Raw genomic sequence first — 25,738 nt, forward strand, 5'->3', positions numbered from 1 at the left:
GCCGGCGGTGTTGACCAGTGGTCGGCCGTCGCCCCGGAAACACCGGGTGGCCATGCTTCACAGCGTCCGCGATGGCTGGATGTCGGGTCCAGAGAGTTCTGTCGGCGGGACGAGGGCCTGGGCCGCCACCTGTTCGAGCGCCCCGTCCGGGAAACGGATCCGCACGCTCCCGTCCGCTGCCACGCGGGCCCGGGTACCCGAGCGCAGGGCATCAAGGTCGCGGTACACGGCCGGATCGGCGGTGAGGACCACCAGGGTCACCAGCAGGCGCGTACCGCCGACATGCTGAGGCAACGTGAGCACAGGTGTCGTCGAGTAGCGGCCGTAGGCGTTGCGGTCGCGCGCGTGCACAACACCGCCGGGGACCGGCACGTCGCGGTCGTCCCACCCGAGCAGGCCCACGAGCACGCTGGTCAATCCGTCATCTCGGCGGGCCAGAGCCCAGCCCGCACCGGTCTCCTCGGCGGGCGGAGCGTTGTCGCAGGCCACCGCCCAGCCGCCTTCGCGGATGCCGACGCCCGTCGGGGCCTGTACACGTTGGACTCGCACCTCCCAGGGGCCGTGCACCGTGCTGGCCGTCGTCATGCGGACGCCTGGATCGTCCTCATGCGCTTCGAGAGGGGTGTGCCACGACGCCGCCTGACGCCCGCGGACATACAGCCGATGGATGCGGCCCCTGCGGGAGGAACCGGAGAGGCCCACCAGGGCGATGTGGTTGTCGGGGCCGGGCGGCTCGTCGGCGGACGGCGTCTCGGGCGCGGCGGCACTCGAGTACGCGAGCTTTGTGTAGTGGGGGCTGTCCTGGGATGCGGCGGGCGGGGGCGGCAGCCGGTCGCTGCCGTGGTTGACCAGTCGTACGATCCCGTCGGCGGCAGTGGAGTGCAGCAGCCATCCCGGAGCGGGCAGGGCCAGACATCGGTCCGCGGTGTCGACAGGGCCGGGCTCCTCGGCCGCCGTCCACACCGGGTGGTCGGCGGGCAGCAGCAGGCCGAGGAACGCCTTGCTCGCCCAGTACGGGGAGGCGGGGCCCGAGTAGCGCTGGGTGACCGGGAGGAAGGGCCGGTACCAGCCCAGGCTCAACAGGCCCTGCTCGTCGGGCGCTCCGCGGCCGGCGAAGTGCTTCAGAGCGCCGGAGGCCAGACGGCGGGTGCGGCCGGGCGGCAGAGGCGTGGCGTCGGCGAGGGCACCTGCCCACAGGGGAGCGGTGGTGGCGAACCGGTAGGTCAGGGACCGGCCCTGGTGCACGGGCGCGCCGTCGGAGCCGAAGAAGTACTGGTGCGTGCCGAGGAACTCACGCAGGCGGGCACGGTGCGTCGCCACCAGGCCGCTGTCGGCCCGGGGTCCCGCGATGCGCGCCCACAGCACCGGATACAGGTGCAGCGCCCAGGCGTTGTAGTAGTCGAATTTCTGACCGTCACCGTCCGTGTACCAGCCGCCGCCCCGGTACCAGTCCTCCAGGCGGGCGAGCCCCGCGTCGATCTCGGCGCGGTCGTGCGGGGCGCCGACAGAGGCCAGGAACTCCTCCGTGATGACCTGGAAGAGCCGCCAGTTGGAGTCGTTCGTCCGCGCGCCGACGAATCCGCCGAGCCAGTCGGCGACCCGCTGGCGTACGCGGTCGTCGAGCCGGTCCCAGATCCACGGCCGGGTCTCGTGCAGGGCGATCGCGACGGACGCGGCCTCCACCATGGGCTGGGCGCGGTCGGTGACGGGCGGCCAGCGCTCGTCACCATACGGATCGGTGCCCGCGGCGAGCCCGGACGCGTACCGCTCGATCAGGCCGGGACCGGCCTGCCCGTCGGAGCCGGCGATACGGAACGCGGCGAGCAGGAAGGAGCGGGCGTACCCCTCCAGCCCGTCGGACCAAGGGCCGGAGTGGCTGGCCGGGCCGGGAAGACGGTATTGGGCCAACCCGGGTGAGGCGTAAGGGAGCAGGCCGGCCAGCAGGCGGTCGGCCGCTGCTTCCCAGTGGGCGCGGGTGTAGCCGGTGAGGGGGGAGATCGAGGGGGCGGGGAGCGGCAGTTGGCTGGAGTCGGCCGAGAGATGCGGCGCGGTCATGCGGGGGTGGGCCCTCCGTCCGTCAGAAGGTGTCGCGCCCTGGTGGGGGCGCGGCGACGCTGTCGCGTACGACGATGTGAGTGCCGAGCAAGTGGTGGGCGCCCGCGGCCTGTTCGGGGTCACGCAGGGCGATGCGCACGGCGGCCCGTCCCAGTTCCTCGGACGGGGTCCGGACCGTGGTCAGCGGTGGGTTGAAGTCCTCGGCGAGCGGGATGTCGTTGTAGCCGACGACCGAGACGTCGCCCGGGACGGTCAGGCCGGCGTCGGCGAGGGCGCGGATCGCCCCGGCCGCGACCATGTCGTCACCGGCGAAGACCGCGGTGAAGTCGTGGTCGCCCTTGAGCAGTTCGGTCATCGCCCGGTGTCCGGCGCCGCGGCCGAGTCCGCAGTCGATGACCTGGGCGGCCTCGGGCGGCAAGCCGTGTTCGGCGAGCGCGGCCCGGTATCCGCAGACGCGCGCGTCGAGGGCCGTATTGCCGGGCAGCCCTCCGAGGAAGACGATTCTGCGGTGTCCCGCGGAGAGGAGATGGCTGGTGATGGCGTGGGCCCCGGCCTCGTTGTCGAACTCGACGACCAGCGCGGGGATGTCGGGATCGGGGGCGGGGCGTCCGCAGAGCACGAGCCGGGCGCCGGCGGCATCGAGTGCCTGCGCGTAGTGGGTGACGCGCTCGCGGTAGGCGTCGTCCTCGACGACCCCGCCGACGAGGATCACCACACGGGCGCCTTCCTCGCGCATGAGCTGGACGAAGTCCATCTCCCGCTGCGGGTCCCCGCCCGTGGTGCCCACCAGGCACAGCCAACCGCGCTCGGCCGCCTCCGCCTCGACGCCCTCGGCGACATGGGCGTAGAAGGGGCTGGTGACCTGGCGCAGGACGACGGCGACCATCTTGCGGCCGCCGCCGACCAGGGCGCGGGCGTGGGCGTTGGCCACGTAGTCGAGGGCCCGGGCCGCGCGCAGCACCCTGGTGCGGGTGGCCGGCGGTACCGGATAGTTGCCGCTGAGCACGCGCGAGACCGTGGCCACGGACACGCCCGCTCGCTCCGCCACCTCGCGGATCGTGACCCGCCCCTTTGCCGCCATGCCGTTCCCCGTTTCTCTCTCGCCTGTGCCGTGGCTGCCTGCGCCGATGACGCCCTTGGACAGGGCCGCCGCGTCACGCGTTGGCGGCGTAGTCCTTGGCGTATTCCTCGGCCATTCTGTCGCCGCCGCGGGAGAGCCATGTCTTCACCGCGGCGTCGAACTCGGACATGGGGGAACGGCCGGCGATCACGGCGGTGACGGCGTCCTCCACCAAGGCTCTGAGGGTGGTGCCCTGAGCGGTGTAGGTGCTGGACTGCAGCCCGTACGACGCGTCGCGGAGGGCGAGCGGCACCACCTTCTGCTGCCAGGCGTGCAGGGCGCGTACGGCCTCGGGCCTCCCCGGCACGAAGAGCACCTGGGGTCCTTCGGCCAGGTACTTGAAGGGCAGATTGGTGATGTTCTCGACCTCACCGAGCTTGGTCGGCTGCGGCGAGCCGTCCTTGCCCCGGCTGAAGTGGGGGCCCTCCAGTCCGTAGTGCAGGAGTTCCCATTCCTTCGTGCCGAACGGGGCGGCCAGGTAGTCGAGGATGCGCAGCAGGAGTTCGATGCGCTCCTTCTTGGCCTTCTTGAGGATGGTGTAGCCGAAGGAGCGGCGGGCGGCGACGATTCCGCCGGGGGTGCCGTCCACGCTGTAGGGGAGCGAGGGCGTCGGCGTCAGCAGGCCTTCGGAGTCGGGATACAGGGCCTGGTAGGCGCCGAAGCCGTTCTGCATGGAGCCGGCTGTCCCGTTGAGGAACAGCGTGCTCAGGTCCGCCGACGACAGCGAGGTGGCATCGGGGTGGTAGGAGCCGTTCTTGCGCAGCTGGGCCTGGAAGGCGATGGCGGCCTTGTAGCGGTCGTCGGTGTAGTTGGCGTGGAATGTGCCTTTCTTGTCCACCGCCCAGCCCGTCGGCGCCCTGTGGGCCGCCGAGTGCACGGCGTTTCCGAACAGGGAGCCCGTCGCGGCGCCCAGTGCGTAGGTCTTGCCGTGGGTGGCCCTCTTGGCGACGGCGGCGAAATCCTGGGAGGTCCAGCCCTCCTTCATCCCGGCGTCGGTGAACGAGCCCTGGTTGAGCCACAACGTGGAGCCGGGCAGCGGGCGTTCGAGGGGAATGCCGTAGACGCGCCCGCCGATGCGCCCCATGTCGCGCCACGCGTGGGTGGGGATGCCGGCCAGGTTGGGGTAGTCCTTGACGGCTTCGCCTGACAGGAAAGGTGTCAGGTCCTCGGCGCGCTTCTGCACGAACTGCGCTTCGCGGGGCAGGGCGAATCCGGAGAAGACGTTGATGATGTCGGGCAGTGACTCGGGGTCGCCGGCCGTCACCGTGGCCATCTTCTTCTGGTAGTCGGCCTGCGAGATGACGGTGAACTCGATCTTGACGCCGAGAGCCTTCTCGACGGCTCTCCAGTACTGGTTCTGAGCCGCTCCCTTCGGGGGAACGCCGAAGCTGACGGACATGACCTTGACGGTGGAGCCGTCGCCCGGGGTCCGTGCGACCGAGGTGACCAGGTCGGAGGGGTAGGAGGTGTAGCCGGCCTGGACCCCGGCATCGGTGGGGGCGAGGTCCGGCTTCGGTCCGGCGGCTGCGGTGTAGGCGGGCCACGGGGCGAGCTTCTTGCCCGCGTTGGAGACGTCGCCGTCACCGGATCCGGTGGAGCAGGCGGTCAGCAGGCCGGGGACGGAGATCGCGGCACCACCCGCGGCCATGGAACGCAGGAGGACGCGTCGGGACATGCTGGACATGAGCGAACGACCTTTCGCTTACGGCTCGTGATGGTGTGTCAGCTCTTGATGGCGCCGGTGAGCACGCCCTTGGTGAAGTACTTCTGCAGGAAGGGGTAGACGAGCAGGATCGGTACGGTGGCGATCACCAGGACCGCCATCTGGATCGTCTGCGGCGCGTTGACGGCGGCCTCTCCGGTCGTCGTGTCGGTGAGCCCGGAACCGGCCACGACATAGGTGCGCAGCACCTGCTGCAGGGGCCAGTGGTCGCTCTCCAGATAGAGCGAGGCGTAGAACCAGGAGTTCCAGTACGCCACCGCGTAGAAGAGCCCCACGACCGCGAGCGCCGCCTTCGACAGCGGAAGCACGATCGACCACAGCACTCGCCAGTCTCCCGCGCCGTCGAGCCGTGCGGCCTCGTACAGCTCCTCGGGAATGCCCTGGAAGAAGCCGCGCAGGACGACCAGGTTGAAGACGTTGACGAGTACGGGCAGGACCAGTGAGGCGTAGGAGTCGAGCAGGCCGAGTTCCTTGACCACCAGGAAGCTGGGGATCATGCCCGGCGGGAAGAGGAAGGTGAACAGCACCAGCAGCAGAACCGGCTTGCCGCCGAAGACGCCGGGGCGGGACAGGGCATAGGCGAGGGTCACCGTGCAGGCGAGGCTCAGCAGCGTGCCGATGACGGTCACTCCCGCACTCACGCCGAGGGCGTGGGTGACGACGCCGCCGGCGAGGATGTCCTCGTACGCCTTGAAGGTCGGGTCCTGTGGCCACAGCACCCAGCCGCCGCCCGCGACCACCTCGCGCTGCGAGGCGAGCGAGGTCGACAGGATGACCAGGAACGGCACACAGACCAGCAGGACGACCGCGACGAGAGCCACCGCCTTGGCGGCCTGTGTGACGGGCTTCGGCTTCTCCATCCAGCCTGGCCGTACCTGGGCGCTCACTTGTAGACCCCCTGTTCGCCGAGGCGGTGGGCGACCTTGTTGGCCGCGTAGACGAGGAGGGCGCCGATGACGCCCTTGAACAGGCCCGCCGCGGCCGCGAATCCGTAGTCGCCGCCGACGATGCCCTGGTAGTAGACGAAGGTGTCGATGATCTCGGCGGCCTCGGGTCCCACCGCGTCGCGCTGGAGCAGCATCTGCTCGAAGCCGACGGAGAGGATTTCGCCCAGGCGCATGATGAGCAGCAGGACGACCACCGGGCGGATCGCGGGCAGCGTGACGTGCCAGAAGCGCCGCCAGGGTCCCGCGCCGTCGATCGCGGCGGCCTCGTACTGCTGCTCGTCGACCTGCGCCAGCGCGGCGAGGAAGATGATCGTGCCCCAGCCGGCGTCCTTCCAGATCACCTGGGCGACGACCAGCGGCTTGAAGGCGTCGGGGTTGCCGATGATGTCGACGGTGCTCAGCCCCGCGTCACCGAGATAACTGTTCACCATGCCGGTGTCGCCGAGGACTTGCTGGAACAGGGCGACGACGATCACCCACGAGATGAAGTGCGGCAGATACGCCACCGACTGCACGAAGCGGCGGACGGTGCTCCACGTGAGGCTGTGCAGCAGCAGGGCCAGGGCGAGCGGGACGGGGAAGTAGAAGACGAGCTGGAGGACCGCGATCCAGAGGGTGTTGAGGACCGCGTCCCAGAACGCGCCGTCCTCGAACATCCGTTGGAAGTTGCCGGTGCCGACCCAGGGGCTGCCCCAGATGCCGTCGAAGGGCACGTAGTCCTTTAAGGCGATGAGGTTGCCGAGCAGCGCTCCGTAGTGGAACACCAGGAAGTACACGAGCCCGGGCACCATCAGCAGGAACAGCGTCCGGCTGCGGCGTCGGTGAAAACCTTTTCGCTTCACTGGAGCGCCTAACGGGCGACGGGAAGAGCGGCTCACCGTCGATTTCCCAGGGCGCTCGCGCAGCAGCGCTGCCACGGAGCCTCCTCGGCTGCGGGTATGGAGTGAAGGGAAGTTAAAACGTTTTCAGAACCAGGGTCAACACTTCTGGCACACATTCGTGGGGCCCGGGCCGGGCCGTGCCCAGCACGGAGACGGGAGTTGCCGGCCGGGAAGGGAAGGCGGATACCACGGACGTGGGGCTGTCGCTCACATGCGGAGCCCCCGCCTTCAACTATCGTCACGTCCGCAACTGTTCGCCCCATGCTTGGAGCTGGCTCCCCCGATGATCCAACGCCAGAGGTGCCTGCCCGACTATGTGGATTTCCGTCCGCTGGGGCGCTGCAATCTCGACTGCCTCTTCTGTTACGGCCCTCGCCACGACCTTCCGACCATGGGGGAGGACGACGCCTTCCGCGTGGTCGAGATCCTGCGGGCCGAACGCGTCAAGGGCGTGGTGATCTCCGGGGGAGAGCCGACGCTGTTGCCGTACCTGGCGCGACTGGCGGCCGCACTCGGAGCGCCGTACGCGCCGGGCGAACCGGGACCGAAGATCGTGCTGTCCACGAATGGACTGGCGCCGATTCCCACCATGGAGAAGATCCTCCCGCACCTCTCCTGGATCGCTCTGCCCCTGGAGTCGGCCGATCCCGGAGAGCACGCCGCGATGCGCATCGGGCACGCACGTCACCGCGAGCGAGTGATCGCCCTGCTCGGACAGGCCCGCAGATCACATCCGTCGGTGGGGATCAAACTCGGCACGGTGGTGACCCGACTGAACGCACGGGGCGCCGACCGAGTCCTCGACCTGATCGAGGACGACCCCTTCCTGCCGGACATCTGGAAGGTCTACGAGATGTCGGAGACCAACTACGGAGCCGACAACCGTCACCTACTGGCGCTCGGGCCGGGGGAGTTCGAGGAGGTCGTGCAGCGGTGCTCCAAGGCGGCCGCCGACCGTGGTGTGGAGCTTCGCGTCTATCGCAACTCCACAAGGAGCGGGAACTACTTCTTCGTCGACCCGGACGGTGGCGCGGTGGTCATCGACGACGGCGAGGAGCGGCGCCTCGGATCCTTCTTCGAGCTCTACGAGCGCGGGGAGGGGTGGTTGCGGGACTGTGTCGAGGGCGACGCGAACGCCGCCAACTTCACTTCGACCTACCCGACATGGTCGCCCACAGGATCTCCAGACGCCGTCGCAGCAGCCACTTGAAGTCCTCCTCCGCCGTCTCGTACTCGTCCACCGTGTGCGAGATGGTCCAGTACTCGTCGAACGCCCGGTCGTCGACGTCGTAGAAGTGGCTGATCTGGCCGAACTCGATCTCGAATGTCTTCAGACCCCGGCGTGTACGGTGCCTCGGGTCAGCGGTCATGTAGGGCTCGAAGAAGCCCACTTCGGAGGTGAGCAGACTCGTGCCCGGGATGTCCATGGGCGCGATGCGCAGCTCGATGAGGTCCCCGTACGTCTCGCGCAGGCGCCGGTAACTGGTGATGACGGGGCGGAACGTCTGCATGTAGTCGCCGTCCTGGATATGGCGCATGGCGACGTCCGGGCTGTTCACCGTCGTGGCCTCGCCGGGCTCCTCCGTCTCGCCGACCAGGAAGTACGACGCGATGCTGTTCCAGGGATTGCTGATGATCACCTTGACCTTCGTGCCCCGGGTCAGTCTCTCCTCGATGTCGGGTTTGTAGCGGTCCAGTGGTCCCATGAAGTAGGAGGCGCCGCCGAACGCGATGATGCGGATCAGGTCCTTCTCCCGCCTGATGGCCTCGGACTTGGCGAAGTTGCGGCGCTCGTTGTCGCGGGGGCGGTAGAAGTGAGCGAGGTTCTCCCTGAGGCCCACCACGGCCTTCGCGTCGTCCCGGGCCGTTGCCAGGTTGTCCGCCGCTGCGATGCTCTGAGGGTGGTGCTCTCCCAGCGCCGTGAACGTCAACTGGACGACGGAGTCGAGGGATTCCACGGCGCTCTTGATGTGAGCGTCGGCGTCTCTCGACCGAGAGAACCGCGCGAGCTCGAATCTGGCCCGTGCCAGGTTCGCCTGGGTGGAGAGGGCGAGCGGGCTCTCCGCGCTGAACAACACCATGGTCTTCTGGGCGACCCGCTCCAGGACGCCGAGTGCCGTGTGAATGTCGTTCAGGGACCCGGCGGTGCGCGCGAGGGTGAGTTTCGCGTCGGCGAGAGTGGCGAGGGCGCTCAGCACTTCGGGCTGCCCCTCGCCACCCTCTGCGAGGAGCCGCAGCGCGGACGCGCCCAGTTCCCGTGCCGCGTCTTCGAGCCGGTCCGGGTCACCCCACTCTTTCGCGATGTCCACGACCACCGACGCCAGGGTGACGTCGAGCCTCCCGGCCTGTGGGTGATCGGGGTGGGCGCGCAGCGCGGCCCGTGCGCGCTCGGCCCAGCTCTCCGCGTACTCGGTGTTGTCGGAGCGCAGGCTGATGACGCTCAGGTTGGTGAGGATGATGACGTCCTGCGACGCGTCCTGAGGCGAGGAGGAAGGGTCGCGGGCCCTGCTGAGCGCGTAGTTCAGGACGAGCCTGGCCTCGTCCAGTTCGCCGTGCAGCGCGAGTTGGACGGCTATCTGGTTCCAGGCGGAGGGCGGAAAGATGGTCTGGTCCGCCTCGACCAGCTCCATGTGCCGCAGCGCCCGCTGAATGACGACCCGGGCGTTCTCACGCATGCCGAGACGGCTGAGCAGCCGGGAGAGGCGCGTGATGCCTTCGGCGAGTTGCTGAGGAGGCTCGGAGGCGGGATCGAGGAGCCTGAGGCGCCGCGAGAACGCGTCCGCCTCTTCTCTGGGAAGGACGTGTTCGTCCTCGTCGGACAGCATCCTCTCCGCGTACGCGACGGCGTCAGAGATGGTTTTGATCATCGTCGGTTTCCCGATGCTCGTCCATCCAGGCTCGGATGCTCTGGATCTGGTGCGCGTCCAGGAGGTCGGCCTTTCCCCACATGTCGAGGAGGAGGTCGGCGTGCTCCATGGGCACGGAGGAATTCCGGCGCTTTTTCTGGTCCGGGCCGTCCTTGCCCTCCTTTCCGTCCTCGCCTTCCGCGGCACCAGCAATGGGCTGCTGTTGCCATGACTCCGCGATCAGGCATTCCAGTAGATGACGATCGCTCAGGCTCTCGAATCTGGTGACGGCTTCCTGGACGGGAACCGCGTACAAAGTGTCCGAGCTCTCCTGGGGCTTCGCCCGGTTCGGCTGCTGCTGCAAGAGGATTCCCAGGATGGCACCACGCGGAAGTGCGCTGCTCGGTTCCAGTTCGACCGGACTGCCGGAATAACCTCGGTGGCTGCCAAGATTTCCGGGACAGAGCAGTTGGATGACCTCGATGACTTCGCCGTCCCTCGCCTTTTTAGGGAGGGACGGGACGGAGACCGTTCCGGTGAGTGCCCCGAGCTCCAGCGTCGGTCGGTACGTGGCACGCCAGGGATCGTCGCGCGTGGCCCTGGCGGTGGTCGGGGGAATGTGCCCGCCCGGACCGCGCGGGAGATGCATCTCGATCAGTGCGATGTCGCCACGTGGGAGTTCCACCACGGTCCCGTCGAACATCTCCTCGTCGCTGCCGTCGACCACCGCCTTCGCGGTATACAGCCGTAAGGTGTCACCTCGCCGGGGGTTGCGTCCCAGACAGTGCGCCGCCGTGATGACGAGATCGTGCGTGAACCGGAGGCCTCCGCCGAGCAGGCGATCGTTCCGGTACATGGCCACCCAGCATGAGTCGCACATGAGAGGTCACCCCGTCCGCTCTATGGAGAGAGTCACCTCGAACGAAGCCTCTCCCGACGCCTTGGAGATGATGACCCCGGCCTCCACGGCCAAAGTCAGCCCGAATGTGATCTGAAGGCCGGAAACTCTCCACCCGGAGCGGTCCGGAAGGCTCTCCAGGGAGTCCTGTGCGATCGCCGACGCCTCTCTGATCGCCTCCTGTACTTCCGTGCTTCGCTCCGCCAGTTGAGCGGTGAGCCGGGATCCCTCGCTGATTTCTCGATTTCCGAGGTCGTCCAGCTCGACCACTTCTACTCGAACATCTGCATCATTCATGCCGCCCCCGGCCCCCGTGTGAATCGATCTCCGGCTCGCAGTGCACAAGTAGGGGGAATTATAGGGAGGTTGACTTCCCGGCGGCAGACAGTCCGGGTTTCTCTCGCGGGCCGATTCTTCACTGGAGCCGCAGCGTCAACTCACGTGTGCGCTCAACGCCGTCGGCGTGCTGTGGGACGCGTTCGCGGAACCGGTCGCGGGTGGCCCCGGTCTTACCGCGCACAAGTAGTTCAGCAAACCTCTGTTCCATCCACGCCGTCTGGCTTGCGCAGGGTGCGGTGCCGTCGCGGACTGGGAACCCGAGGTGCGGGGTGCCGGGCTGGTCGGTGCGGTGCGGTGCTGGGCGGTAGTGAGGATCCGTTCTTCCGGCGGCCGCTGTGGCTGCAGGCCCGTTGCGCCGGCCAGGTCCTGTGGGCCTGCAACGAGGAGCACGTCGACGCACTGTCGGCCTATGTGGGCGCCCAGTTGCGCGAGCGTGGCGGTATGCGGCCGACACGGGCAATGTTGGCGCGGCTGCCACCGTGGATGAAGAAGTCGTCCCATCGTGGGCGCCGGGGCGCCCACGATGGGACGTGCCCTACTGGTGGGAGGTACTCGCCAACCGACCGGCAGCCGCACTTGGACGTGGCGTACGCCGGGATTCCCGGCTACGGTCACCTCGACACGTTCCTCGGCCGGGGCGCCGCCCTCGACGTGTCCGGGCACATCCTCGACTTCCTCGGCAAGCGGCGATGACGGCCACCGGGGCGCTCGGCGACCGTGCCCGGCCCGTTTGCGCACCGCACTTCCCGTACCCGGACCGCACTTCCCGTACCCGGACCGCACTCCAGGAGGGCACGACTGATGCCGCAGCTCGCTGTCGACGGCGCAGGACTGACGTACGACGACGAGGGCCCCCGCGACGGCGACGGCGCGCCCCTGGTGTTCATCCACGGCTGGACGGCCAACCGGCACCGCTGGGACCACCAGATGGCGCACTTCGCCCAGCGGCGGCGGGTGATCCGGCTCGACCTGCGTGGCCACGGCGAGAGCGACGGGGCGCCGGGCACGATCCTGGAGCTGGGCGGGGACGTGCTCGCCCTCCTCGACCATCTGGAGGTCGACCGGTTCATCCCCGTCGGCCACTCCATGGGCGGGATGATCGCGCAGACCCTCGCGCTCGGTCATCCCGAGCGGATCGAGCGGCTGGTGCTGGTGAACTCGATCAGCCGGATGACCTACAGCCGGGGGAGGGGCCTGCTGATGGCGGCGTCGACACTCGTGCCGTTCAAGCTGTTCGTCGCAGCCAACATCCAGCGGGCCTTCGCCCCCGGCTACCCCCGCGAAGAGATCCGGGAGTACATCCGGGCCTCCGCGGCCACGCCGCGGGACGTGGTCATGACCTACTACGCGGCCATGCGGGCCTTCGACGTCCTCGACCGGGTCGGCGAGATCCAGGTCCCCACGCTGCTGGTGCACGGCTACCACGACATCCAGTTGCCGGTCTCGCAGATGCTGCGGATGGCCAAGGACTACCCGGACGCGGTGGTCCGGATCGTGGACGCCGGCCATGAACTGCCCGTGGAGAAACCCGCGGAGCTCACCTCGGCGCTCGACCGGTTCGTGAGCGGCAAGGTATGAACAGTGGGCGGGACGAGGCGGCCGGCCCACGCTTTTAAACCGTTTTAAGAAGCTGGTACCATCGGTCCGGCTTACCGGGCGTGATCAGGGGTGTTTGTGCCGGGAGCCCCGGACAGGAGGATCAGTGGACGAAGCAGCCTCCGCCGCCCCTCGTACGGGCCAGGGCGCGAATTCCCGCCCCCGGCTCGAGGACGTGGCCGCGCGGGTTGGCCTGTCCACGGCCTCGGTCTCCCTGGTGCTCCGAGGGGTGCCCGGCCCCAGCGAGCGCACCCGGCAGCGCGTGCTGCAGGCGGCCGCCGAGCTCGGCTACAAGGCGGACCGCAACGCCAGCCTCCTGGCCAGCCGACGCAGCCGGCTGCTCGGCGTCATGGTCGACATCCACAGCCCCTTCCACGCCGAACTGGTCGAGCACCTGCACACGGCCGCCGAGGAGGTCGGCTACGACCTCGTCCTCAGTACCCTGACCCGCACCCGAGACGAGCAGACCGCCGTGGAGACCCTGCTCGCCTTCCGCAGCGAGGCGCTGATCCTCCTCGGCCCGGTCGCCCCCGCCGACACGCTCATGGCCCTGCACCACAAGGTCCCCGTGGTCGCGGTGGGCCGCCGGATCACGGGCGCCGAACTGGACGTCGTCCGTACCGCGGACGAAGACGGAGTCGGCCAGATCGTCGACCACCTGGCGGGGCTCGGCCATCGGTCGATCGCTTACGTCGACGGCGGCAAGGGCGTCATCGCCACCGACCGGCGCCGCGGCTACCGCACCGCCATGCGCCGCCACGCCCTCGACGAGCACATCAGGATCCTGCACGGCGACAACACCGAGGCGGCGGGTGAGCGGGCCGCCCGCCATCTCCTCGACGGCGCCGAACTGCCCACCGCCGTCGTGGCGTTCAACGACCAGTGCGCCATCGGTGTCCTCACGGCGCTCACCCGGGCAGGTGTCACCGTCCCCGGCGAGGTCTCCGTCGCCGGCTACGACGACGACGCACTGTCCAGGCTGAGCTGCTTCAACCTGACGACGGTCAGCCAGAGCGCCGAGGAACAGGCCCGGCACGCGGTGGCCGCCGGCGTCGAACGCCTCGACGCGGGCCGCACCGAACCCCAAGAAGTCGTGCTCCCCCCGCGTCTAGTGGTGCGGGCCTCCACGGCGGCGCCCTCCTAGCGAGCCGGTGGCGCACGGTCGGCCGACCGTCGCGAAAGGGACAGCCGTACCCGTCACGCGAAGTGGTTCTCCGGTGGCCGCACCACCGTGATGTCGATCTTTCGGGCGGCGTTCTGTGCGGTCCGCCGGCTCTGGTGGCGGGTCCTGCCGGATGCGAGCACGTAGCACAACCGGTCGGTGTTCGAGCCCGTGGCGGTGACGGTTTCCCCGACGGCGACGCGGCACACGACGTCATGGACGCCGGCCGACTGCCGGGCGGCTTCGACTCCGTCGATGGTGTCGACACGGCCGCTGAAGGGCGCCGTGATGTGGGCGAGACACACCGCGCCGTCGGCATGCGGGTCCAGGAACGGCAGGCCGAGACAGCCGCGTAGCACCTGTTCCGCGCAGGAGACGCCGGTGGCGAGATCGATGGCCCGGTGGATCCCCGCGCCCACGAGACGCGTGTTGATCTCGACGAGAACCGGGCCGGTGTCGGTCAGCACGGCTTCGAAGTGGAAGGGGCCGTTGCGGTAGCCGAGTGCCTTGCACACGGCCGCGGCGTAGTCGTCCAGATCGGGGTGGAGGGGCTCCGTGGAGAAGGCGACACTGGTTTCGATGTAGTGGGGAGGCCTGCTGAGTGTGCGGTCGGTGTGACCCCATATCTCGAGCCGGCCGTCGACGGCCATGCCCTCGGCGCTGACCAGGGGACCGTGCAGCTCCTGCTCGCAGATCAGCCGTCCCGCCGGGGTCACCGCGTCGCCGTAGCTGGAACGGCGTCGGTGGTCGGCGACCGCGCCCCGCAATTCCACCGGCGTGGTGGCTCGTACGGTGTCGACGCTGGAGAAGCCGTCCACCGGCTTGACCACGGCCGGTGCCGGTACGGGCATGGCCGTGACGGGGTCGTGGGCGTTGACGACCGCCCATCGGGCGTTGTTCAGGCCATGGTCGTCCAGACGGGCACGCACAGCGGCTTTGTCGTTCCAGCCGCCGCTCGGCCAGTCCGGGTTGGCCGTGTCGAGACCGAGTCGGGTCGCCACCTCCTGGGCGATACCGGCATACGGATCGACCCAGCTGATCAGCGCGTCGAACCGTTGCCCCGCCACCGCATCGGTCACGAGGTCGGCGCTCGTGGTGTCGCAGCCGATCCATGTGTCGACGAGTTCACCGACCGCCGGTTCCAGGCGATGCCGGTGCGCCGTCACGACGACCGTCTCGCAGCCGAGCCTGCGCGCGGCGCGCAGCCCGGCGACGCCGTTGCTGTGCGGACTCGGCATGGCGCCGGGCGGCAGGAGTTCGACGAACCCGATGCGTCCGCCAGGGTGTGGGAGGCGGTCAGCCATCAGAATTCTCCTCCATGGAGGGCAGCCGGCGCATGTTCCGGATCTCCCTGCGCAGCAGGAACGGCAGTCCGCTGATGCTGATCAGCCCCGCGATGGCCAGGGCGGCGCCCAGTCCGGCGCGTTCGCCCCACAGCGCGGAGGCCCAGCCGGCCAGCAGGCCGCCGAGCACCGCTCCCAGCGGGATGGTGCACAGATTGATCGTGCGGGCGGTGGCGTGCACCCGGCCCAGCAGATGCGGTGGGGTGATCAGCTGACGCAGTGTGGTGACGGTGACGTTCCAGACCGGCAGCCACACCGCGGAGACGAAGGCGATGGCGATGACGACCGCACTCGATCCGGTCGCCAGGGCAAGCGGCGCCCCGGCCCAGACGACCCCCTCGGTCACGGTGGCGAGCAGTGCGGGGCCGACTCCCACCCGGTCCACGAGAGCCCGGCTGACGACGGCACCGAGCACGGCCGCCAGCGCTCCGGCTGCCAGGACGAGGGCTGCCGGAGCCGGTGAGAGGCCCATGGCCCGGTAGAGGAACAGCAGCAGGACGGTCTCGACCATGGCCATGCTCAGGTTGCGCAGTGCGGCAGCGGCCGACAGCCAGCGCAGAACGGGGGTGCGCCACATGTGCCGTGCCCCGTCCAGAATCTGTTTCCGCCACGGCGTGTCCGCCGGGACCGGCATGGTGTGCTCGGGGGTACGGATGGTGAGCAGGCCCGTCGCGGAGGCCAGGAAACTCGCCGCGTTGGCCGCGACCGCGAGCGCCGGTCCCAGCACCTGGGTGACCGCGCCGGCGACGACCGGTCCTCCCGCGCGCGCCACACTGCTGGACATTTCCAGGCGTGCGTTGCCCACGGGCAGGAAGTCTCGGCTGACCAGGCGGGGCAGGTGCGTCTGGTATCCGACGTCGAACACGACGGTGCACACACTCGCCAGCGCGGCCGCGACGTACAGGTGCCAAAGGCCGAGGACGTCCGCCAGTGCCAGGACCGCGACCGACAGGAACAGCAACAGCCGCAGCACATCGGCGGCGATCATGAAGGGGCGGCACCGTACGCGGTCCATGAAGGCGCCGACGAACAGTCCCAGCGCGGGGAAGGCGATCGTCGCCATCGCGTGCAGTACCCCGACCTGGGGGCCGCTGGCTTCCAGCACCAGAATGGCGAGGCTGGGCAGGGCGAACAGGGAGACCTGATCGCCGATCAGGCTGATGCTCTGCCCCAGCCACATGCGGCCGAAGTCCCGGCGGCCCGTATCCGGTGTCGCGATGTCGGGACCGGCGGCGGCCGGCCTCACAGTGGTCCCGGGCCGGGCTCGGCCGGCTCGCACATACCGAACGGGCCCTCCATACGGGTGACGAGCACCTTGGCCACCGGCACACCGAGCTCCTGGCGAGTCAGATCGACCGCGACCACGGCATGCCGTGTGCCGGAGGTGACCGCCCGCACCACCGCCCGGAGATCGTCGGCCCACGAACCGGTGGACAACGACGGCCGGTCCTGGAGACTCATGTCGCAGGGCTCGGCGGCGAGTTCGTCCCACACCGCTTCGACCAGCTCCGGGGAGCGGACGCGTTCGACCTCTTCACGGCTCAGGTCGTCCCGGCTGCCGGCGATGTAGGTGAGGCGCTTCTGGAGCGCTTCCTTGATCGCTCCGGCGAAGGCGGTGGCCGGGGACGGGTGGCAGCTGAAGCCGTCGTGCACACCCGCGTCGAGGACTGAGTCGCACTGCGGCGGGGCCAGCACGACGCAGCCGTAACACGGCACCGTCGTGTGCGAGGTGACGTCCCAGACCGCGAGATGCAGACCTGCTGAGCGCACCATCCCCATCAGCCGACGGCAGAGCGGGTCCTCCACCGTGTCCAGACGCACCCGGTGCGACTCCGAGGCCGCACGCCAGCGGGATTCGGCGTCCCGTTCGACGACTTCGCACAGAGCGTGCAGCATCGCCTGCTCGAGCGAGTTACCGGAGGCGAGGCCGTTGGAGTTCCTGGCAAGGCCGGGCTCGCCGAGCTGGTCGGCCACGAAGTTCATCGACACGGACTCTTCGGGGACCCAGGTGACGGCCTGGGTGGTGAGGTCAACTCCTCGTACCCAGGACCGCTTCTGATGAGGATCGAGCATCCCGCCGATGGCGCGGGGAAGTTCGGCCACATCCAAGGCGCCTTCGCCGTCGGCGGTGATGTCGGCGTGACGTGCGGTCCGGGTGGGCAGGTGCAGGTGCTCCGCGTGCCAGGTCTCGACGCTCTCGAGCAAGGCGCCGACCTTGGCCGCGGCCGGGGTGAGGCCCTTTCCGATGCTCGTCACCAGAGAACGGGCCGTAGGACGGATCGCGAGATAAACCGGCAGGCCGACACGGTCGAGTCCGGTCACATCGGCCAGCCGGGTTATCCCCACTTGTTTTCCCACGGGGCCGAAACGCCGCAGTGTGGCTTCCGGCGGTATTCCGGGAGATGTGTGGCCGTGCCGTCTCCGGGGAGATTCGGCCCTGCGGTAATCGGGCAACGCTTAACGGACAGCGTTCGCCGCGCCTGCACTGGACACTGACGACTTCACGGCGTTGGCGGCGCCGGAGGAACTGACTCGACGCTTCACCGAGTTTGCCGCCCCGGCACTGTGGACTGAAGTCTTGACAGCATTGGCGGCGCCCGTGCTGGCGACCTGTTGCCGAACTACCTGCGACATGCATCCTCCATAGTTGGATGACGATCAGCCACGCTGATGCTAGTCATGATCACAATTGCCGTCAATGTGTCCTGCGGGTACGGCTAATTCGTTCCCTCGGCTGCCCTGAGTAAAAGGAAACTATGGGTCTCCTCAAACGTGAAGTTCTCGGCCACTCCACTACGTTCGATTTCTCCGTTTGCAGTTCGCCATAGCGTCTCGACCGCATCGGCGCGCTTGAGGTCGGAGTCCGTCTCCCGCAGGAACCGGCGCAGGTGCGCGGCCTCGGCCTCGCTGCCCGTGATGCTCGAAACATCCTCCACCACCCTGGACCAGTGTCTGTCCCCATAGAACAACTCCTGAGCACGCTGGATGAGTTGCCCCTGAAGGTCCGCGGAGATCACGCCGGAGCGGCGGGCCAGGGCGAGGCCGTGGCGGATGTTGACCAGCGGCTGGGACACCGAGCGGTAGCCGGACTCCTCGTCGCCGTGCATCAGGGCGACCTCATCGTCGCTTTCGTAAATTCCATCGCGGTAGGCCGCGAAGATCCGGCCACATCCCGCCATTCCGTACGGCCATAATTCCGCCGCTCGCAGCGCCCCCATGCTCGAGCATCCGACAACGGTGACATGGCGGGACAATGCGTACATGATTTCCTTGTGCCACACCGACGGCACGCCATGAAAATAACCGTCGATCAACACCAAGGTCTCATATCCGGCCTCTACCGCTCTGAGAACATCACCCACTGCGACAGGTGGAAAGAAATCGGCCATCGCCAGTATCTTTTTGGCCTCTGTCGCAGGGATGGTCGGACCCACGAACACACACGTCCTCATAAAGCGCACCCCGCTGGACAGATCTGGGCAGAATCACAGTCTGGGAAAGGCAGGACAGAAACAGAGAGAAGCCTGGCAAGGTAGCATCGAACGCTCGATGTCGAAACGTCTCGACGCGGAGGTGGCTGTGGGTGAGTCCGTGTGGCTGCTGGACAGGATCCAGAGCGACTGGGAGGTCGACACGCTCTGCACCGCATTGACCGATCAGGGGATTGGGTCGGAGCGCGTCGACTGGGGAGAAATCCTGCCGCACGGTTCCCCGCCCGGATTCTCCGGCCCTCAAGGCATACGCGATGCGCCAGAACTCGCCGTCGTCACGGCGCGCGTGCTCACCCGGCACGTCGAGGGCGACATGGCATTGCTCTACGACTGGCTCAGCATGCTTGAGCGGTGCGGCACCCGGCTGGTCAACGCGGTCGATGCCCTTCGCGTCTGCCAGAACAAGATCTGGCAGGCGGCCGCGCTCGCCGAAGCCGGAGTTCCGGTACCGCCGACGCGTGCCGTGCGCAGCGCCGACGACGTCGAGCAATGCCTCGCGGACTGGCGCGACGTCATCGTCAAACCCATCACGGGGCACGCCTCGGTGGATGTGATCCGACTCCTGGCCGCGGGCAAGGGAGGACAGCCCGGCAGTCTTCTCGGGCTCCGCGAGGACATCGTGCTGTGGCACTGGCTGAGGCGCCATGCCGTGCTCTGTGCCCAGAAGTTCGTGGAAAATCCGGGGCGCGATCTGCGCGCGGTCGTCATCGGTGATCAGGTCGCCTCCTGCCACTACCACATCAGCACCGCGCCGGACGGAAGTGTGCGGAGCCTGCTCCACCCGCTGCGCTGGGCTCCCGCTCCGCTCACCGGGGATCTCGAAGACCTGCTGGTGCGAAGCGTCCGAGCGCTCGGGCTCGACATGGCGACCATCGATGTCGTCGAAGGCCCCGACGGCCCGGTCGTCATCGAGGTGAACCCCACCGTCAGCCGCTGGGAACCCGTCGAGGGAACCGAGTTGGACCTCACGCCACGCGGCATCACCGCGGCCCAGGTCGAGTTGATCGCCCGGCTGCTCCAGCGCTCCCCGGGATGAACTGGCCGGGCGGCCGCTCCCAGGGGCGGCCGCCCAAGACGTCCGACACCGGTTCGAGTTGGGACCACCAGATGGCTCGTGGATCGAACCGGGCGAGAAACGGCCGTCCCACCCACGACGGTTGGCGCGCCTGCAGGTATCGGAGCACGAAGACCTTGTCCTCGCCGATCGTCAACGTACCGTCCACGCAGACCTTGCCCTCGTCGGCGGACATCACCGGCCCTCGGGCCGTGCGGCCGAGCCCCGACACCTGTGCGTAGGCATCCCGGAAAATCTCCCAGGCGCGTACGAGGGGAACGGCGAAGTAGTCCTGCGGGCCCGTGTCCCGCTCGACGAACATGTAGTACGGCACCATGCCGAGCCGCACCGACGACGACCACAACTGGGTCCACAGCCCGGCCTCGTCGTTGACACCGCGGATGACCGGAGCCTGCACCCGGATGGTCGCGCCCGTCTCGCGCACACGCCGCACTGCTTCGACGGCCATGTCGGTCGACAGTTCCCGTGGGTGGGAGTAGTGAGCCACGATCACCAGATGCCGTCCGGCCCGGACGACGCGACGGAAGAGTGCGAGCAGTTCTTCGGCGTCCGGGTCGGTCAGGAAGCGATGCGGCCAGTAGCTGAGTGACTTGGTGCCGATCCGGATCGTCGACACATGCTCGAGCGCACCGTCGAGGAGCGGCTCGACGTACTGGGCGAGCACGCCCGCCGACATGATCAGGGGGTCGCCGCCGGTCACCAGCACATCGGTGACCTCGGGATGGTCCCGCAGATACCGAACCAGTGGCTCCGCTTCACCGGCGAACTTCAGATCCGCGTCGCCCACGAACTGCGCCCACCGGAAGCAGTAAGTGCAGTAGGCGTGGCAGGTCTGGCCACGGCGCGGGAAGAACAGGACCGTCTCGCGATACTTGTGCTGGACTCCCGGGGTTCTCTGCCCCCCGGCCATCGGCACGTTCCGCTCACGCTGGCCCGCGGGATGGGGGTTGAGCCGTCGCCGTATCCCCTGGACCACTTCATTGATTCGCCGGCGCGGGGCAGCTGAGGCGACGAGCTCCGCCACACGGAGCCGGTCCTCGCGGGGCAGCATGTCGGGCTGCGGAAAGGTCAGTCGGAACATCGGGTCGTCCGGAACGGCCGACCAGTCGATGAGATGGTCGACCACGTACGAGTTCGTGCGGAACGGCAGTACTTCGGCGACCGCCCGCGCCTCGCGCCGATAGCGCTCGCTCAGCGACGACCGGCGTAACAACGTGTCCAGTTCCCTGCTTCCGTACGGCCGGAAGACGTCGGCCGGCGCTTCCCGGACAGGCAAGCTGAGCCCCCTCGTCGCATGCCACACCCCCTACTGTCAGTTCTGCTCCACTCACTTCTAGCAAACACCACACGCCACAGCCAGTACGCCTCCGAGGGAAGCGGAACGCAGGATTGTTCCTCTCAGCGGTCTCTTCCCGCGGTGAGGCTGGTGGGGCGGGTGCGGAGGATGACCTCGACCGATGAGAGCGCGAACCGGACCGCGCCGGAGACCACCGCCTCGTCCCCGAGGGCGGACAGCTGCCATCGCGGCGGGTCGACGAGGAGGCCCTCGGCGTGCCGTTGGGCGGCGTCGAGGAGATGGGTCGCGGCCGGCTGGAGATCAGGGGAAGGGAAGAGACTGGTGCCGAGGACGACCAGCGCCGGGTCGAGGGCCAGCAGGACCGGGGTGATTCCTTCGGCGAGCCGCTGCCCGTACGCCTCGACTGCTTGCGCCGCGTCCTGATCGCCGGCCGCCGCCTGCCGGACGACTTCGGAGGCGGGCGGTACCAGACCGGGGCGCGGCGGCTTGTGGCCGGGGAAGCGGATGAAGCCGATCTCTCCCGCCGCGCCGCGGTGCCCCCGCAGCAGCCGCCCCCCGGTGATGACCCCGGCGCCCAGACGTTCGCCCAGCAGCACGAAGACCATCTCGTCCGCGTCCTTGCCCACGCCGAGCCACTGCTCGCCCAGGGCAGCGAGGTTGGCGTCGTTCTCCACGGCCACCGGGCAGCCGAGTTCGTCGCGCAGCACACCGACGATGTCCACCTGGGCCCAGTCCTTGAGGTTGTCGGCCTGCCGGATACGGGTGTTGTCCCGGTCCACCAGACCGGGTGTGCCCACTGTGGCGGCCCACACCCGCCGGCTGTGGACACCGGCGCCGTCAACGGCGGCGCGCGCCACGGCGGTTACGGCTCCGGCACGGGCCCGCCCGGTGAGGTCGGCGCGCACCGTCCTGCGTTCCACCGCGACGGTCCGGCCGTCGAGATCGGCCAGGCAGGCGGTCACCGAGCGGGGCCGTACGTCGATGCCGATGACGAAACCGGCGTGCGGACGGAAGCGGAAGCGGCGGGCGGGCCGGCCGGGGGAGCGCTGGCCGCGAGCGGAGGGGGAGGGGGCGACCTCGATGAGGCCGCAGTCGGCGAGTTCCTCGACGATCGCCTCCACCGTGGGGCGGGAGAGCCGGGTGGCCTTGACCAGCTCGGACAGCCTCAGGTGACGGTCGGCCGAGCGGACGGCGGCGAGGATGGCGGCAGCGTTCGCGGTGCGCAGGTCGGCGACACCGACCACCGGCAGACCCTGGCTCGGAGGGATGGTCTCCGTGACCCCGCTGAGGGGCCAGAGCGTCTCCGGTGCGGCGGCCGCGGCCGGCTCCGGGAGCTGGTCTCCGGGGGTCCCGGGGGCCCTGGACGTGGTCAAGATCAACCTCCTGTGGGGCGTCTCGAGCGTCGCACACGGCCGCGGGCAACAACTCGGGACCATAACAATCAAGCCATCGACTCTTGACGCTGCCCATGCCCATCATGATTATGAAACGCAACTGCTTTATTAAATCACTCCGCGGCGACCGGCTCCACCCCCACGTGTCGCCACTGCCGAGCTGCTCGCCGACGCGCTCCCCACCACGTGGCCGCCGCTCGCCGCCGCGGCCTCATGCACCACGTCTCCGCACCGCCCCGTACTCCGGTAACCCGCGTACACCCACGTGCGACACCCTCCGGCATTCCCTCTCCCTCCCCGCCGCCCCAGGAGACCCCATGAGCCCGACCCCGTCCTCGGCCCTTCCGTCCGCCCTGTCCAGACGCACCTTTCTCGCCGTCACCGGCGCGGCCGGCGCCTCCGTACTCACGGCGTGCACCAGCCTGACTCCCGGGGCCTCGCCGGCCGAGAAGAGCAGCAGCGGCGGCCCGGTCTCCACGGCGGTGCCGACCGACAAGAAGATCACCCTGATGCTCGCCGACGCGGACGACACCACGATGACCCCCGGGCTCGTCGCGGCCTTCCGCGAGAAGTACCCCAACATCACCGTCAAACGGCAGTACACGGGCTGGGACGACTACCTCAAGAGCATCAACACCACCATGTCGGCCGACAGCGCCCCCGACATCGCCCAGTTCGTCTCCGGTATGCAGAACCTGATCCGCGGCCGTCTGCTGCTCGACGTCGGCAGCTACGGCAAGGCGTACGGCTGGGCGGACAAGTTCCCCGGCCTGGACCAGATCACCCTCACCGCGGACGGCAAGACGGTCGGCGAGGGGGCCCTGTACGGCGTGCCCGGCGGGCTGTCCTTCGAGGCCGTCTACTACAACAAGTCCAAGGCGAAGAAGCTCGGTCTGACCGTCCCGCCGACCACCGTGGAGGAGCTCGAGGCCCTGTTCGCCAAGGCCAAGGCGGCCGGTGAGACGGCTCTCGTCGAAGGCAATCTGGACGGCGGCCTGAACCATGTCTTCAACGTCCTGCTCTCCGTCTACATGAAGCCCGAGGACCGCGAGGCTTGGGCCTTCGGTCACAAGGGCGCCACGCTCACGGGCCCCGAGGCCGTGACCGCGGCCACCACCCTCAAGCGCTGGGTCGACAAGGGCTATGTCTCCCCGAAGGTCAACGGCATCTCCGACAACGACGCCACCGCCGCGTTCGCCAAGGGCGAGGGCGTCTTCCGGATCAGCGGCAACTGGGCCGCGGCGGCGGTCGCCAAGGGGCTGGGGGACCGGGCGGGCCTCTTCAACGTTCCCCCCGCCGCCGCGGACGGGAAGCTGCGCACCACCGGCGCCGGGGTGTACTACTGCGTGTCCAGCAAGTGCAAGAACCCGGCCGCCGCGGCCGCGTTCCTCGACTTCGTCGCGAGCGAGCAGGCCGCCGGCATCACCGCCGAGGCGGGCTTCATGGCCCCCGACGCGAGCGCGATGCCCCAGCAGAGCGGGCTGCTGGGCGATGTGAGCACGAGCTGGCAGGGAATCGTCAAGGACACCGGCCTGCAGCCGTTCATCCAGAACGCCTCCACCCCGACGATGCCGGACACCCTCACCACCCAGCTGCAGCTGCTGGCCGGGGGCAAGGTCACCGTGGAGAAGTTCCTGGCGGGCTTCCAGGCCGACTACGACAACTACCACAAGTGACCGCCACCGACCGGCTTCCCGGCCCTGGTCAGGGCTCCGGCTCCGAGTCCGCCGGGGCCGCCACCGACGCCGGGGCCGCGACGGACGCCGGGGCCGGCCCCGGTCTTGGCCTCGGAGCCGACTCGCGCCCCGGCCGTCGCACGGCGACCCGCGCGCCGGCGCCCGTGGGTAGCGTACGGGCAGCGCGGGCGAGCAGACGGCGACGGCGGGCCATGGCGCTGCTGTACGTCCTGCCGGCCCTGCTGCCGTACACACTGTTCGCCGTACTTCCGGCGCTGCACACCGCGTATCTGTCGCTCTTCGACTGGGACGGCGTGACCCTGCCGTCCTTCGTCGGACTGGACAACTACCGCCGCATCGGCGCCGATCCGCAACTGCGCGCGGCGGCCTGGCACGCGGGTGCGCTCATCGTCTTCTTCTCCCTCCTGCCCATCTGCGTCGGCCTGGTCGCGGCGGCGATCGTCTCCCGCCGCTCCGGGCGCCGGGGCACGGTGCTGGTCCGTACGGTGCTGTTCCTCCCGCAGGTCATTCCCCTGGTCGCGGTCGCCATCATCTGGCGCTGGGTGTACGCCGACGACGGCACCCTCAACCAGGGGCTGCGGGCGGTGGGCCTCGGCCGGCTGGCGGACTCCTGGCTGGGCAGCTTCACCTGGGCCCTGCCCGCCGTGGGGCTGATCGGCAGCTGGGTCGTGTCGGGCCTGTGCATGGTGCTCTTCCTGTCCGGAACGCAGCGCATCGACCAGGAGATCTACGAGGCCGCCCGGATGGACGGCGCGGGCCCGGTGCGCGAGTTCCGGTCCATCACCGTGCCGCTGCTGCGGCCGGAGATCGCCGTGGCCCTGTCGATCACGGTGATCGCCGCGCTGTCCAGTTTCGACCTGATCTACATGACCACGGGTGGCGGCCCCGGCACGAGCACCGTCGTTCCCGGGATCCTCGTCTACCGCCTGGCCTTCGGGGGCGGCGCGGTCGGGCTGGCGAGCGCCCTGGCGGTCGTGCTGACCGCGGTCATCGCCGTGGTCGTCCTCGTCATCAACCGCCTGGCGAGGGAGAAGTCATGACGGCCCGTCCACTCTCGTCACGGATCGCGGCGCCCGCCGTCATCGTCCTGTTCCTGGCGATCGTCCTCGTCCCGTTCCTCTCCCTGCTCCTGGCGGCGCTCCAGCCCGCCGGCACTCCGCTGACCGGCCTCGCCCTGCCCCGCGGCATCCACCTGGAGAACTTCGCCCACGCCTGGTCCGCGGCCGGCTTCGGCGTACTGCTGCGCTCCAGCGCGGTGATCGCGGTGAGCGTCGTGCCCGCCGCCGTGCTGTGCGCGACGCTGGCCGGTTACGCCCTGGCGACCATGGACGTCCCCGGCCGGGGCAAGGTCTACGGCTATCTGCTCCTCGGACTGTCCATCCCCACCGAGGGCACCGTCATCGCGCTCTACTACGACATGCGGGCGGTGGGGCTGACGAACACGGTGCCGGGCCTGGCCCTCGCCGAGATCGGCGCGTTCATGCCGTTCGGCGTCTTCTGGATGAGGGCACACTTCGCGGCGATGCCACGCAGCCTCATCGAGGCCGCACGACTGGACGGGGCTTCTTCGTGGACGACCCTCTGGCGCGTTCTGATGCCGAGCTCCCGCCCGGCGGTCGTCACGCTCGGCGTCCTGTACTTCGTCTGGAGCTGGAACCAGTTCCTGCTCCCGCTCATCCTGATCCAGGACCCCGACCGGCGTACCGCACCCGCCGGACTCGGCTTCTTCACGGGGCAGTACGGCGTCGACGTGCCGCTGCTCGCCGCCGCGACGCTTATCGTGATCGCCCCGGTCGTCCTCGTTTATCTGTTCTTCCAGCGGCACTTCATCAACGGCGTGCTCAGCGGCGCCCTCAAGGGCTAGGAGACCGTGC

At 69.1% G+C, this 25,738-nt stretch carries 22 protein-coding genes; 8 read left to right on the forward strand and 14 right to left on the reverse strand.

Features of this window, described 5'->3' with window-relative positions; translation table 11 throughout:
• Positions 1 to 57 precede the first annotated feature (57 nt).
• The 5 genes from FGD71_RS39755 to FGD71_RS39775 form a co-directional block, all read right to left on the reverse strand.
• Positions 58 to 2,055 (reverse strand): DUF2264 domain-containing protein, encoded by a 1,998-nt coding sequence (locus FGD71_RS39755; protein ID WP_119105420.1) that lies wholly within the window; start codon positions 2,053 to 2,055, stop codon positions 58 to 60.
• Positions 2,056 to 2,077: 22 nt separating this feature from the next.
• Positions 2,078 to 3,136: a LacI family DNA-binding transcriptional regulator gene (locus FGD71_RS39760; RefSeq protein ID WP_119105421.1), complete on the reverse strand. Its 1,059-nt coding sequence runs from the start codon at positions 3,134 to 3,136 to the stop codon at positions 2,078 to 2,080.
• A 73-nt stretch (positions 3,137 to 3,209) separates the two neighbouring features.
• A complete protein-coding gene (locus FGD71_RS39765; RefSeq protein ID WP_119105422.1) occupies positions 3,210 to 4,859 on the reverse strand; it encodes a type 2 periplasmic-binding domain-containing protein in 1,650 nt (549 codons plus the stop codon).
• A gap of 38 nt (positions 4,860 to 4,897) precedes the next feature.
• Positions 4,898 to 5,785 (reverse strand): carbohydrate ABC transporter permease, encoded by an 888-nt coding sequence (locus FGD71_RS39770; protein ID WP_119105423.1) that lies wholly within the window; start codon positions 5,783 to 5,785, stop codon positions 4,898 to 4,900.
• Entirely contained in the window at positions 5,782 to 6,636 is an 855-nt protein-coding gene (locus FGD71_RS39775) for an ABC transporter permease (RefSeq protein WP_119105424.1), read from the reverse strand. The genes FGD71_RS39770 and FGD71_RS39775 overlap by 4 nt, the downstream gene beginning before the upstream one ends.
• A 373-nt stretch (positions 6,637 to 7,009) precedes the next feature.
• Here FGD71_RS39775 and FGD71_RS39780 point away from each other — a divergent pair, with 373 nt between their 5' ends.
• Positions 7,010 to 7,936 carry a radical SAM protein gene (locus FGD71_RS39780; protein ID WP_162931349.1) on the forward strand — a complete coding sequence of 309 codons (927 nt, stop codon included), beginning with the start codon at positions 7,010 to 7,012 and terminating at the stop codon, positions 7,934 to 7,936.
• Here the strand turns inward: FGD71_RS39780 and FGD71_RS39785 are convergent.
• The 3 genes from FGD71_RS39785 to FGD71_RS39795 form a co-directional block, all read right to left on the reverse strand.
• Positions 7,872 to 9,593, reverse strand: coding sequence for a hypothetical protein (locus FGD71_RS39785; protein WP_119105426.1), 1,722 nt, complete (start codon positions 9,591 to 9,593; stop codon positions 7,872 to 7,874). The two genes, FGD71_RS39780 and FGD71_RS39785, sit on opposite strands and share 65 nt — an antisense overlap.
• The gene (locus FGD71_RS39790; RefSeq protein WP_140936052.1) at positions 9,574 to 10,299 is read right to left on the reverse strand and encodes a hypothetical protein; all 726 of its coding nucleotides are present in this window, start codon (positions 10,297 to 10,299) and stop codon (positions 9,574 to 9,576) included. The genes FGD71_RS39785 and FGD71_RS39790 overlap by 20 nt, the downstream gene beginning before the upstream one ends.
• A 159-nt stretch (positions 10,300 to 10,458) precedes the next feature.
• On the reverse strand, positions 10,459 to 10,767 hold the full coding sequence (locus FGD71_RS39795) for a CU044_2847 family protein (RefSeq protein WP_119105428.1): 309 nt from the start codon (positions 10,765 to 10,767) through the stop codon (positions 10,459 to 10,461).
• 336 nt (positions 10,768 to 11,103) lie between these two features.
• Between FGD71_RS39795 and FGD71_RS49435 the strand changes: the two genes are divergently transcribed.
• From FGD71_RS49435 to FGD71_RS39815, 3 genes are all read left to right on the forward strand, one after another.
• On the forward strand, positions 11,104 to 11,502 hold the full coding sequence (locus FGD71_RS49435; RefSeq protein ID WP_240437003.1) for a hypothetical protein: 399 nt from the start codon (positions 11,104 to 11,106) through the stop codon (positions 11,500 to 11,502).
• Between the two features lie 108 nt (positions 11,503 to 11,610).
• Positions 11,611 to 12,387 carry an alpha/beta fold hydrolase gene (locus FGD71_RS39810; RefSeq protein ID WP_119105429.1) on the forward strand — a complete coding sequence of 259 codons (777 nt, stop codon included), beginning with the start codon at positions 11,611 to 11,613 and terminating at the stop codon, positions 12,385 to 12,387.
• Between the two features lie 124 nt (positions 12,388 to 12,511).
• Positions 12,512 to 13,549 (forward strand): LacI family DNA-binding transcriptional regulator, encoded by a 1,038-nt coding sequence (locus tag FGD71_RS39815; RefSeq protein WP_240437004.1) that lies wholly within the window; start codon positions 12,512 to 12,514, stop codon positions 13,547 to 13,549.
• A 53-nt stretch (positions 13,550 to 13,602) separates the two neighbouring features.
• Here FGD71_RS39815 and FGD71_RS39820 read toward each other — a convergent pair whose 3' ends face one another.
• The 4 genes from FGD71_RS39820 to FGD71_RS39835 form a co-directional block, all read right to left on the reverse strand.
• Positions 13,603 to 14,871: an ATP-grasp domain-containing protein gene (locus FGD71_RS39820; RefSeq protein WP_119105430.1), complete on the reverse strand. Its 1,269-nt coding sequence runs from the start codon at positions 14,869 to 14,871 to the stop codon at positions 13,603 to 13,605.
• Positions 14,864 to 16,156 carry an MFS transporter gene (locus FGD71_RS39825; RefSeq protein ID WP_140936053.1) on the reverse strand — a complete coding sequence of 431 codons (1,293 nt, stop codon included), beginning with the start codon at positions 16,154 to 16,156 and terminating at the stop codon, positions 14,864 to 14,866. The genes FGD71_RS39820 and FGD71_RS39825 overlap by 8 nt, the downstream gene beginning before the upstream one ends.
• Complete coding sequence (locus FGD71_RS39830) at positions 16,153 to 17,364, reverse strand: YcaO-like family protein (protein ID WP_119105432.1); 1,212 nt, start codon at positions 17,362 to 17,364, stop codon at positions 16,153 to 16,155. The genes FGD71_RS39825 and FGD71_RS39830 overlap by 4 nt, the downstream gene beginning before the upstream one ends.
• A 263-nt stretch (positions 17,365 to 17,627) precedes the next feature.
• Positions 17,628 to 18,344, reverse strand: coding sequence for a TfuA-like protein (locus FGD71_RS39835; RefSeq protein WP_162931351.1), 717 nt, complete (start codon positions 18,342 to 18,344; stop codon positions 17,628 to 17,630).
• Between the two features lie 115 nt (positions 18,345 to 18,459).
• On the opposite strand from FGD71_RS39835, the gene FGD71_RS39840 reads away from it, so the two are divergent.
• Positions 18,460 to 19,437 (forward strand): ATP-grasp domain-containing protein, encoded by a 978-nt coding sequence (locus FGD71_RS39840; RefSeq protein ID WP_162931352.1) that lies wholly within the window; start codon positions 18,460 to 18,462, stop codon positions 19,435 to 19,437.
• Here FGD71_RS39840 and FGD71_RS39845 read toward each other — a convergent pair.
• The gene (locus FGD71_RS39845; RefSeq protein ID WP_205571194.1) at positions 19,382 to 20,752 is read right to left on the reverse strand and encodes a KamA family radical SAM protein; all 1,371 of its coding nucleotides are present in this window, start codon (positions 20,750 to 20,752) and stop codon (positions 19,382 to 19,384) included. The two genes, FGD71_RS39840 and FGD71_RS39845, sit on opposite strands and share 56 nt — an antisense overlap.
• A 122-nt stretch (positions 20,753 to 20,874) precedes the next feature.
• Positions 20,875 to 22,146, reverse strand: coding sequence for an ROK family protein (locus FGD71_RS39850; protein ID WP_162931353.1), 1,272 nt, complete (start codon positions 22,144 to 22,146; stop codon positions 20,875 to 20,877).
• Positions 22,147 to 22,484: 338 nt separating this feature from the next.
• Between FGD71_RS39850 and FGD71_RS39855 the strand changes: the two genes are divergently transcribed.
• From FGD71_RS39855 to FGD71_RS39865, 3 genes are read left to right on the forward strand one after another with little or no spacing between them, the layout of a single operon-like run.
• Positions 22,485 to 23,843 (forward strand): ABC transporter substrate-binding protein, encoded by a 1,359-nt coding sequence (locus FGD71_RS39855; protein WP_162931354.1) that lies wholly within the window; start codon positions 22,485 to 22,487, stop codon positions 23,841 to 23,843.
• A complete protein-coding gene (locus tag FGD71_RS39860) occupies positions 23,840 to 24,904 on the forward strand; it encodes a carbohydrate ABC transporter permease (protein WP_240437006.1) in 1,065 nt (354 codons plus the stop codon). Before FGD71_RS39855 ends, FGD71_RS39860 begins: the two co-directional genes overlap by 4 nt.
• A complete protein-coding gene (locus tag FGD71_RS39865; protein ID WP_119105438.1) occupies positions 24,901 to 25,728 on the forward strand; it encodes a carbohydrate ABC transporter permease in 828 nt (275 codons plus the stop codon). The genes FGD71_RS39860 and FGD71_RS39865 overlap by 4 nt, the downstream gene beginning before the upstream one ends.
• Positions 25,729 to 25,738 lie beyond the last annotated feature (10 nt).

Source organism: Streptomyces sporangiiformans (assembly GCF_005768555.2).
GTDB lineage: Bacteria > Actinomycetota > Actinomycetes > Streptomycetales > Streptomycetaceae > Streptomyces > Streptomyces sporangiiformans.